This is a genomic window from Streptomyces sp. CA-210063, from assembly GCF_024612015.1.
In the GTDB taxonomy this organism is placed as follows: domain Bacteria; phylum Actinomycetota; class Actinomycetes; order Streptomycetales; family Streptomycetaceae; genus Streptomyces.
Genome location: NZ_CP102512.1, coordinates 1,010,651 through 1,020,534 on the forward strand (window position 1 = coordinate 1,010,651; position 9,884 = coordinate 1,020,534).

General features: G+C 70.6%; 9 protein-coding genes. 2 read left to right on the top strand and 7 right to left on the bottom strand.

Annotated elements, in window-relative coordinates; genetic code table 11:
- The 7 genes from JIX56_RS04405 to solA form a co-directional block, all read right to left on the bottom strand.
- Positions 1-1,392, bottom strand: coding sequence for an aminotransferase class III-fold pyridoxal phosphate-dependent enzyme (locus JIX56_RS04405; RefSeq protein WP_257537441.1), 1,392 nt, complete (start codon positions 1,390-1,392; stop codon positions 1-3).
- On the bottom strand, positions 1,389-2,255 hold the full coding sequence (locus tag JIX56_RS04410; RefSeq protein WP_257537442.1) for an ABC transporter permease: 867 nt from the start codon (positions 2,253-2,255) through the stop codon (positions 1,389-1,391). The genes JIX56_RS04405 and JIX56_RS04410 overlap by 4 nt, the downstream gene beginning before the upstream one ends.
- On the bottom strand, positions 2,252-3,193 hold the full coding sequence (locus JIX56_RS04415) for an ABC transporter permease (RefSeq protein WP_257537443.1): 942 nt from the start codon (positions 3,191-3,193) through the stop codon (positions 2,252-2,254). Before JIX56_RS04415 ends, JIX56_RS04410 begins: the two co-directional genes overlap by 4 nt.
- Before the next feature lie 2 nt (positions 3,194-3,195).
- Positions 3,196-4,341: an ABC transporter ATP-binding protein gene (locus JIX56_RS04420; protein ID WP_257537444.1), complete on the bottom strand. Its 1,146-nt coding sequence runs from the start codon at positions 4,339-4,341 to the stop codon at positions 3,196-3,198.
- A complete protein-coding gene (locus JIX56_RS04425; RefSeq protein WP_257537445.1) occupies positions 4,334-5,440 on the bottom strand; it encodes an ABC transporter substrate-binding protein in 1,107 nt (368 codons plus the stop codon). The genes JIX56_RS04420 and JIX56_RS04425 overlap by 8 nt, the downstream gene beginning before the upstream one ends.
- Before the next feature lie 146 nt (positions 5,441-5,586).
- A complete protein-coding gene (locus JIX56_RS04430; protein WP_257537446.1) occupies positions 5,587-6,648 on the bottom strand; it encodes a succinylglutamate desuccinylase/aspartoacylase domain-containing protein in 1,062 nt (353 codons plus the stop codon).
- A gap of 2 nt (positions 6,649-6,650) precedes the next feature.
- Positions 6,651-7,790 (bottom strand): N-methyl-L-tryptophan oxidase, encoded by a 1,140-nt coding sequence (gene solA, locus JIX56_RS04435; protein WP_257537447.1) that lies wholly within the window; start codon positions 7,788-7,790, stop codon positions 6,651-6,653.
- 283 nt (positions 7,791-8,073) lie between these two features.
- Between solA and JIX56_RS04440 the strand changes: the two genes are divergently transcribed.
- A complete protein-coding gene (locus tag JIX56_RS04440; protein ID WP_257550725.1) occupies positions 8,074-8,820 on the top strand; it encodes an IclR family transcriptional regulator in 747 nt (248 codons plus the stop codon).
- Positions 8,821-8,987: 167 nt separating this feature from the next.
- Complete coding sequence (locus tag JIX56_RS04445) at positions 8,988-9,731, top strand: IclR family transcriptional regulator (protein ID WP_257550727.1); 744 nt, start codon at positions 8,988-8,990, stop codon at positions 9,729-9,731.
- The last annotated feature ends 153 nt before the right edge of the window (positions 9,732-9,884 follow it).

Below are 9,884 nucleotides of genomic sequence, written 5' to 3' on the forward strand. Positions count from 1 at the left end.
TCACAGGCGGGCGGACGCCTCGGCGAGGGTCTGCGCGAGGATGTCGGCGATCGTGTCGAGCAGGGCGCGGTCGCTGATCAGCGGGGGCGCGATCTGGACCAGCGGCGCGGACCGGTTGTAGACGCGGGCCAGCAGGCCCGCCTCGCGCATCCGGCGCGGGATCAGGTCGCCGACCAGCTCGGCGCGGGCGGTGTCGCTGAAGCCGCCGCCGTCGAGGTCGCCGACGAGCTCGCAGGAGTAGAAGAACCCGGCACCTCGGACGTCGCCGACGATCGGCAGGTCCGCGAGGGACGCCATCCGGCCCGCCAGGTGGTCCTGGAGACCGCGGACGTTCTCCAGGATCCGGTCCCGCTCCATGATCTCCAGGTTGCGCAGAGCGATGGCCGCGCTCAGCGGATGCCCGGCGAAGGTGTAGCCGTGGTTGAGGACCGCGCCGGGCCGGTTGATGACATCGACGACCTCGGTACTGACCAGAGTCGCGCCCATCGGGGCGTATCCGGCGGTGATGCCCTTGGCGACGGTGACGAGGTCCGGGCGGGCGCCGTAGCGGTCCCCGCCGAACCACTCCCCCAGCCGGCCGAAGGCGGTGATCACCTCGTCGGCGACGAGCAGGAAGCCGTACCGGTCGGCCAGCGCCCGCAGGCCCTGCCAGTAACCGTGGGGCGGGGTGATGCAGCCGCCCCGGTTCTGCACCGGCTCGGCGATCAGCATCGCGACCGTCTCCGGGCCCTCGGCCAGGATCGCGGCCTCCAGCTCGGCGAGCAGGCGGGAGCTGAACGTCTCGTCGTCGACGTACTCGGGAGCGAGACCGAACCGGTTGGTGTGGGACACGAACCGGGTCTCGATCGCCGGCGGGCCGTACGGCTCCGTCAGCCCGGGGTCGTCGGTGAGCGACAGGGTGCCGATGGTCAGACCGTGGTAGGCGCCGCGCCGGGCGATCGCCTTCACCCGGCCCGGCTCCCCGCGCAGGGCGTGGTAGCGGCGGGCGATCTTCCAGGCGGTCTCGACGGCTTCGGCGCCGCCACTGGAGAAGAAGGTGTGCTCGATGTCGACGGGGGCGATCCGGGCCAGCCGTTCGGCGAGTTCGATCGCCGTCGGGTGTGCGGAGGAGGTCCACAGCGGGCTGTAGCACAGCTCGCGCAGCTGCCGTTCGGCGGCTTCGGCGAACTCGGGGCCGTAGGAGTAACCGAGCTGGCAGCAGTACAGCCCTGACAGACCGTCGATGTAGCGCCTGCCGTCGGCGTCGTCGACGTACGGGCCCTCCCCCCGCCGGACGACGAGGAGGTTCTCGCCCTCGGGGCCGAGCGAGCCGTTGGGGGTCATGTTGAGGAGCAGGTGTCTGGCCGCGGTGGCGGACAGTTCACCGGCCGGGGTGCGGGTGCTGGTGGTCATTCGGGGTCACTCCCGGTGGACAGGCCCATGGCGGGCTCCGTCGGCAGCAGACCGTCCTGCTTGCCGGCGCCGCCGAGCCTGCGTACCGCGGCGACCAGGGCGAGGGCCTGGACGGCGACCGCGATGAGCACCGCGCTGACGGCCGTCACCGACGGGTCGACATCGAACTGGAGGACGTTGAACACCTGGACCGGCAGGGTCACGGTGTCCACCGAGGACAGGAACATGGAGATGAAGAACTCGTCGAAGCTGGTGATGAACGAGAAGATCGCGGCGGCGATCAGGCCGGGCATGGCCAGCGGGAGTGTGATGCGCCGGGCGACGGTCAGGCGGCCGGCGCCCATGCTGGCCGCCGCGTCCTCCAGCCGTTCGTCGATGCCCTTCAGCGTGGCCATGAGGATCATCACCGCGATCGGTGAGGCGAGCACGGTGTGGCCGAGGGCGATGGCGATCGGGCTGCCGAGCATCGCGGCGGGCTCGAAGAGCAGGAACAGCCCGAGCGCGACGACCACCTGGGGGATCACCAGGGGTGCCAGGACGAGTCCGTAGACCGCCGAGCGCAGTGGCAGGTTGCTGCGGACCAGCGCGGTCGCCGCCGTGATGCCCAGGCCGAGGGAGAACACGGTGGTCAGTGAGGCGACCAGGGCGCTCAGCGAGAGCGCGGCCGGCCACTTGCTGCCGTCGGCGAACAGCGACGTGTACCAGCTGAGCGTCCAGGAGTCCGGCGGGAAGGAGCCGAACGCGTCGCTGCCGAAGGAGGTGACGACGATGAGGACGATCGGCAGGGCGAGGAACAGCAGGATCAGCGTGGAGGCGGCGGTCAGGAAGATCCGCCCGGCCAGGGTCGAGCGCAGCGCGATCATGAGATACCTCGATTCTTCGCGGCCTCGCTCAGGGCCTTGATCAGCCGCAGCAGGAGCAGACCCGCGAAGGTGAGGACCAGCAGGATGATGCCGAGCGCGGCGGCGCCGTTCCACTGGCTCTGCTTCATCACCTGCTCACTGATGAGCGAGGCCACCATGGTCTGCTTCGGGCCGCCCATGAGGGCGGGGGTGAGGTAGTAGCCGAGGCAGAGGATGAAGCACAGGATGCCCGCGTTGACCAGGCCGGGAGCGACCATCGGCAGGTAGACCCGGCGGAAGATCGTCAGCCGTCCCGCGCCCATGCTGGCCGCGGCGGCCGGCAGCCTGCGGTCGATGCCCTTCATGACCGCGTACAGCAGCAGCACGGTGTACGGCAGCATCACGGAGGTGGTGCCGATGACGACACCGATCTCGTTGTAGAGCAACTGGAAGGGTGCGCCGGGGAACTTGAGGTCCGTCAGGGCGTTGTTCACCACGCCGTGTTCACCGAGCAGGATGATCCAGCCGTAGGTGCGCACCAGCGCGCTGATGAAGTGCGGCACGATGACGATGATCATCACCAGGCCCGCCCACAGTGGCTTGAGCCGGGAGACGGCGGCGGCCAGCAGGAACCCGATGACCAGGCTCAGCAGCGAGGTCTCGGCGGAGATCCGCAGGGTGGTGAGGAGGACGTCCAGGTTGGAGCCCTGGAGGGCGTTCGCGTACCAGTACAGCGTCCAGCCGCCGTCCTCGCCTTTGAAGCTGAGGAGCAGGGTGCTGAAGATCGGGTAGACGAACAGCACCAGCAGATAGATGACGACGGGGGCGGCGTTGAGCAGCCCGAAGCGGGTGCGACGCTCGGACAGCGCGCGGCGCAGCCGGTGCAGCCGGCCCTTGCGGGCGGCGGGGGTCGCGGGGCCCGGGGCCGGGGGCGCGGGGGCGAGGAGGGATCCGGCCATGCTCACCCGCCTCCTTCCACCGCGAAGAGGCTGACGTCGTCGGGGTGGGCCGTCAGGCTGACCTGCTCGCCGAGGACGGGGGCGCGTCCGGCCGGGAGTTCCAGCCGTACGAGGCCCGTGTCGGCGTCGCCCGCCGGGCGGACGGTGACACGGACGAGGGTGCCGACGTAGGTGACCGTCTCCACGGTCCCGGTACAGAACCCGTCGCCGGGTGCGCACAGCCCGAGCCGGCCGGGCTGCACCGCGGCCCGTACCCGTGCTCCCTCCGCTCCCGACTGCGGGCGGGCCTTGAGCAGCCCTCCCGTGTCGAGCCGCACGAGGGTCTGCTCGGACGTCTGCTGCTGCACGGTGCCGGACAGGAAGTTGGCCGCGCCGAGGAAGTCGGCGACGAACGGGGTGCGCGGGCGCTCGAAGAGCTCGCGCGGGGTGTCGAACTGATCGATCCGCCCGTCCCGCATCACCGCGATCCGGTCGGACAGGACCAGCGCCTCCTCCTGATCGTGCGTCACATAGATGACGGTCAGCCCGAGTTCCTGCTGGATGCGCTTGATCTCGGTCTGGAGCTGGTCGCGCAGCTTCTTGTCGAGGGCGCCCAGCGGCTCGTCCATGAGGATCACCGGGGGCCGGTAGACCAGGGCCCGGCACAGCGCGACGCGCTGCTGCTGGCCACCGGACAGCTCGCGCGGCCGGCGCCGGGCCAGGGCGGACAGTCCGGCCATCTCCAGCGTCTCGCCGACGCGGCGACGCAGCTCCGCCTTGGGGATGTCGCGCAGTTGCAGCGGGAAGGCGACGTTCTCCCACACCGTCATGTGCGGGAACAGCAGATACTGCTGGAAGACGAAGCCGAGGCCGCGCTTCTGCGGGGCGAGCCGGGTCACGTCACGGCCACCGACGACGATGCTGCCGGAGTCGGGTTCGCAGAACCCGGCGATCATCATCAGGGTGGTGGTCTTGCCGGAGCCGGAGGACCCCAGGAAGGTGACGAACTCGCCGCCCGCGATCTCCATGGAGACCGAGTCGACGGCGGTGACGCCGCTGTACGTCTTGCGCAGGTCCGTGACGGAGAGGGGTTTTCCGGTGCCGGTCCCCGGCGGCGGGGAGACCGCCGGGGAGGACTGGGGCTGGGACTTCAGGTGCAGCTCAGGCATTGACCCACTCCTGCCAGCGCTTGGACACGGCTTCCTCGTTCTTGATCCACCACTCGACGTCCAGGTCGAACCCGGACTTCAGGTGCTCGGGCGAGCTGGCCAGGTTGCCGGCGGCGGCCGAGGACAGCTTCTTGTAGGCGGCGGGCACGACCGGCGCCATCGGGTACACCTCGGCGTAGGCGGCCTGGATGTCGGGCCGCAGCGCGAAGTCGATCAGCTGGTAGGCGGCGTCGGGGTTCGCCGCGCCCTTGGGGACGCAGAAGCCGTTGCTCTGCCGGCGGGCGCCGTTCCACTGGTACGCCATCGGTGAGCCGCCCTTGATCAGGGCGTCGAGACGGCCGTGCCAGACACTGGTGGCGACGACCTCCTCGCGGCCCAGCAGCAGGCCGGGGAGGGCACCGGTGTCCCAGTACTTACGGACGGATCCCTTGATGCTGTCGAGGGACCTGAAGGCCCGGTCCACGTCGAGGGGATACAGCTTGTCCAGGGGCACACCGTCGGCGAGGAGGGCGAACTCCAGCTCGGGCAGGTCGGCGTCGCGGGCCTGGAGGGCGCGGCTGCCGGAGAACGCCTTGGTGTCCCAGAAGTCCGCCCAGCTCTCGGGCTTCTTCCCGTCGAAGGCGTCGGTGCGGTACGCCATGACGCTGGCCCAGTAGTTCTTGCCGACGCCGTGGGTCGTCATCAGGGAGTCGGCGATGCCCGTGTTCTTGGTGCTCTTCAGCCGGTCGTAGTCGAGTTCCTCGGTGGCGTCCTCGTCCTTGAAGCGCACGATGTCGGCCATGGAGGTGTCGATCAGGTCGAACTGCGGGCGGCCCTGCTTGATCTGGGCGAGCAGCTGGGCGTACGCGATGTTCACCACCTTGATCTGGACGCCGGTCTCCTTGGTGAACGCGTCGTAGACCGCCTTCTGGTTGGCGTCTCCGTAGGTGCCACCGCTGTTGCGGACGACGAGCGTCTTGGAGTTCTTGCCACTGCCGTCGGCGACGGACCGGCTGGTGCCGGTGCCGCAGGCGCTGAGGGCGGACGCGGCGGCGAGACCCGCCGTGGCTCCGCCGACTCCGCGCAGGAAGAGCCGACGGTCGATCCGGGCGTCTCTCATGGTGTGCCTCCTGGGTGGTGCTGCTGGGAAGGGGGGCAGGGGGTGGGGCGCTACGAGCAGGGGGGTGTGGGGCGCGCTGCGAGCAGGGGGGGTGGGGCGCGCTACGAGCAGGGGGGTGGGGCGCGCTACGAGCAGGGGTCGGGGTGCTACGGGCGGGGGGCCGCCTCGTCGGATCCGTGGCCCGCGCCAGGGGTCCGGAGGGTGTCGGGGCGCGCGGCCGTGTCGGGGTCCCACGGCACGGCGAGGGCGGCGAGCTCGGCGCCGGGGGCGACGGTGAGGCCGTGCATGCCGTAGAAGATCCGTCCGCCGGCCGGGGCGTGGACCGTGTGCTCCGTGCCGTCGGCCGGGTCGACGATGCGGCCGAGGATGTCGCCCTGAGCCACTTCGCCGATGACGTCGGCGTCGAAGGAGAACTCCGGGTACCACAGGCCGGTGGCCTCGGCGGTGACACCGGCGGACCAGACCCACTCGCGGATCGGCGCCGGGGCGGAGCCGTCCTGGTCGAGGACGCCCAGGTGGCGCAGTGCCGTGAGGAGTCCGTCGACGCGGCGCAGGGCCGTGGGCTCGTCCCGCTGCCCGAGTGAGCCCACCTCGACGAGGACCGCCGAGATGCCCCGGCGGGCGGCGGCCGCGTGGCTGTTGCCGCCGTCGGCCTTCGGTCCGAGGACGACGTCCTCGATACCGAAGGAGCCTGCCAGTTCGGCCGTGGCCTTGTCGAGGTCCGGGTCACCGGTGAGGCGGTAGCCGACGAAGTCCCGCAGGACCTGGTCGATGCCGCCGCAGTGCAGGTCGACGTAGACGTCGGCGGCGTCGACCAGGTGGGTGAAGAGCCAGGCGGCCAGCCGTTCGGTGGGGCCGCCGGCCGGATCGCCGGGGAAGACGCGGTTGAGGTTCACGCCGTCGACCGGGGAGACGTTGAGGCGGCCCTGGTACACGGCGGGAGGGTTGGCGACGGGGCAGATGATCACCTGGCCGTGCACCTCGGCGGGGTCCAGCCTGTCCGCCAGTCGTACGACCGCGTCGATGGGCGTGAACTCGCCGCCGTGCACACCGGCGGTGATGACGACCCGGGGTCCGGGGCGGGAGCCGTTGACCAGGGTCAGCGGAATGTCGACGGTGAGGGTGCCGAGGTCGGCCCTGACGGTGCCGCGGGCCTTGGTGCCGGACTGCGCGTGCAGGGAACCGACCAAGAGGGTGGCGTCGTTCATGGTCATGCCTCCGTACGGCCGACGGTGGAGAGGAAGTCGATGGGCTGGGGCGAGGTGCCGTCCAGCGCGAGGTCGGCGGCGATGTCGCCGAAGGCGGGCGAGAGCTTGAAGCCGTGGCCGGAGAAGCCGGCGAGCAGGATGACGTTCTCGGCGCCGGGCAGGGGGCCGACCAGGGGGCGGCTGCTTTCGGTGTAGCCCTCCATATAGACGGAGAGCCGGGTCGGGTCCGGGTGCAGGTCCGGCAGGTAACGCGCGATCAACTCGGAGAAGATGTCCAGCTCTTCGGGCTGTACGGTCCGATCCAGCTGGTTGGGGTCGCCCGCGGGCCGGTGCAGGGCGCGGGACAGGCCGAGCTTGACGGAGACGCCGTCCGGGGAGGGCAGGCCGTAGCAGTGGGTGGGCGCGGTACGGATGAACGCAGGGCGCTCCTCGCCGAACCAGGCGTCGGGGGTGGTGGGCACGTACCAGGCACTGACGAGGCGGCGGACGTCCACCTCCCACGGCAGGTCGGGAAGCAAGTCGTTGACCCAGGGGCCGGGAGTGACGACGACGGTGTCGAAGCGCTCGCTGCCGGAGTCGGTGCGGATCTCGACGCCGCCCGCGACGGGGACGATCTCGCGGACCGTGCTGTAGCGGTGGATGACGGCACCCAGCTGCTCGGCGCGGCGGGCGGCGGTCTGGATGGTCAGCTCCGGGCGGATGAAACCGGCGCGGCGGTCGAGCACGGCCACGTCGCCGTCCTCGATCCGATAGTGGGAGAATCGTTTCGCCAGAAGCTCGGCGTCAAGCACCTCGTGGTCGAGGCCGTGCTCCGCGATGGACTCCAGGACGGTGGCCATCTGCTGGTGCCCGGTCGGCCCCATCAGCAGACACCCGGTCAGTCGGCGCAGCTCACGGCCGGTCTCCTGCTGAAGCCGCTCCCACAGGCCGTCGGCGTGCTGGAGCAGCGGGACGTACCGGGAGTCCTCGAAGTGCGCACTGCGGAAGATCCGGGTCTCGCCGCCGGCGGCACCGCGGTCGTGGCCGGGGGCGAACCGGTCGTACCCGACGACCTCGGCGCCCCGGGCCGCCAGCCGCCAGGCGGCCTGGCTGCCCATCGTTCCGACGCCGACGACGGCGACGCGCTTCCTGGCAGCTGACACAGGACTTTCCTTTCGTATCGCCGAGGCGCATGCTGGGCGCCCGACGCGAGGCTGGTCGATTCGAGGTGGTTTGAACGGGGGCCGGGCCCTCCTGCGGGCCCACGGCTCACAGCCACCGTGTATCGCGGTGCCGGCCCGCGTCTCCGGGATCTTCCCGCTGGGCCGTGCCACATTGTGGAACGCTGTGCTAGAATCTGGCACAGAGAATGACAGTGGCTCGGAGGCGAGTCAAGAGGGTGTTCATCGGAAATTCCGAGGATTAACAGGGGGAAACCGGATGGAAATGAAGAGCGTCACCAGGTCTCTGCGGATCCTGGAGGCGGTCGCCCAGCATCAGCCGGTCACCGTCGGGGAGTTGACGAAGCTCTTCGGTCTCCCGAAGTCGACCGTGCAGCGCACCCTGGTCACACTGGCCGAGGCGGGCTGGCTGCGCGCGAACCGCAAGGACACCACCCGCTGGGAGATCGGCGCCCGCGTCCTGGCCGTTCGACCCGCCGCCCTCCAGGGCTCCAGCCTGTTCGCCGCCGCCCGCGAACCCATGATCCGACTCCGGGACACCGTGAACGAGACCATCCACCTGTCGGTGCCCGACGCACTGCAGTGTGTGGTCGTGGTGGACCGCGTCGACTGCGACCACCCCGTACGGACCTTCCACACCATCGGCGACACCTCACCCCTGCACGCCACCGCCGCCGGACGTGCGATCCTCGCCCACCTTCCGAAGCGGGACGTCGAGGAACTCATCACGCGGGGACTGGAGCGCTTCAGCGACACGACCCCCGCCGACCCCGACGAACTGCGCGCCGACCTGGACCGGATCCGCGCCGACGGCTACGCGATCAACCGGAACCAGTACCGGCCGGGCGTGTGCGCCCTCGCCGCACCCGTGCTCGACGAGAGCGGGACACCGCTGGCCGCCGTGGCCATCTCGATGCCCGACTCCCGGTACGACGAGGACCGGGTGCCCGAGTGGGGCGACCTCGCCGCCGGCACGGCCGCGGAGATCACCGGGCGCCTGCTGGGCGCCTGAGGGGAAGGCAGTGGCCCGCAAGGGGCTCCCAGCCCGTTGGCCAGCCGTGCCATATTGTGGAACACCATGCTAGAATCCGGCACGGATCTTGCACCACGCGGCTCCGAAAAGGGAGTCAAGAGGTGAGCACGACGAAGCCACGCGCCTGACGGGGGCACCGGATGGAAATGAAGAGTGTCACCAGGTCACTGCGCATCCTGGAAGCGGTCGCCCAACATCAGCCGGTCACCGTGGGTGAGCTGACGAAGCTCTTCGGCATGCCGAAGTCGACCGTGCAGCGCACCCTGGTCACACTCAACGAGGCGGGCTGGCTGCGCGCGAACCGCAAGGACACCACCCGCTGGGAGATCGGCGCCCGCGTCCTGGCCGTACGACCCGCCGCCCTCCAGGGCTCCAGCCTGTTCGCCGCCGCCCGCGAACCCATGATCCGACTCCGGGACACCGTGAACGAGACCATCCACCTGTCGGTGCCCGACGCACTGCACAGCATGGTCGTCGTCGACCGCGTCGACTGCGACCACCCCGTACGGACCTTCCACACCATCGGCGACACCTCACCCCTGCACGCCACGGCCACCGGGCACGCGATCCTCGCCCATCTCCCGAGTCGCGAGGTCGACGAGTTCGCGACGGGCACGTTCGAGGGTTACGGCGAGGAGACCATCACCGACCCGGTCGAGCTGCGCACGGAGCTCGACCGGGTCAAAGAACGTGGATACGCCGTGAACCACAACCAGTACCTCCAGGGTGTCTGCGCCATCGCGGCCCCCGTCCTGGACGGTGACGGCGTCCCGCTGGCCGCGGTGGCCGTCTCGCTGCCGGACTCCCGCTTCGAGCCCGGCCGGCTCGCCGAGCTGGGACAGCTGGTGAGCGAGACGGCGGCGGAGATCACCGCGCGCCACCTGCGCTGAGGGCGGCGGCTCCGGCCACCCGGACCGCATGCGTGCGGCACTCCCCGTGCCCGCCCGGACCGCCTGCGTGCGGCACTCCCCGTGCCTGCCCGGGAGGACGGTTCGGCCGGACACGGGGTGGCCCGCGCGGTGCGCGATGGGGCGTATGTCAGG

Bases quoted from the DNA above. Each gene is read 5' to 3' on its own strand.
- JIX56_RS04405 (WP_257537441.1), bottom strand. From the start codon at position 1,392: ATGACCACCAGCACCCGCACCCCGGCCGGTGAACTGTCCGCCACCGCG.
- JIX56_RS04410 (WP_257537442.1), bottom strand. From the start codon at position 2,255: ATGATCGCGCTGCGCTCGACCCTGGCCGGGCGGATCTTCCTGACCGCC.
- JIX56_RS04415 (WP_257537443.1), bottom strand. From the start codon at position 3,193: ATGGCCGGATCCCTCCTCGCCCCCGCGCCCCCGGCCCCGGGCCCCGCG.
- JIX56_RS04420 (WP_257537444.1), bottom strand. From the start codon at position 4,341: ATGCCTGAGCTGCACCTGAAGTCCCAGCCCCAGTCCTCCCCGGCGGTC.
- JIX56_RS04425 (WP_257537445.1), bottom strand. From the start codon at position 5,440: ATGAGAGACGCCCGGATCGACCGTCGGCTCTTCCTGCGCGGAGTCGGC.
- JIX56_RS04430 (WP_257537446.1), bottom strand. From the start codon at position 6,648: ATGAACGACGCCACCCTCTTGGTCGGTTCCCTGCACGCGCAGTCCGGC.
- JIX56_RS04440 (WP_257550725.1), top strand. From the start codon at position 8,074: ATGAAGAGCGTCACCAGGTCTCTGCGGATCCTGGAGGCGGTCGCCCAG.
- JIX56_RS04445 (WP_257550727.1), top strand. From the start codon at position 8,988: ATGAAGAGTGTCACCAGGTCACTGCGCATCCTGGAAGCGGTCGCCCAA.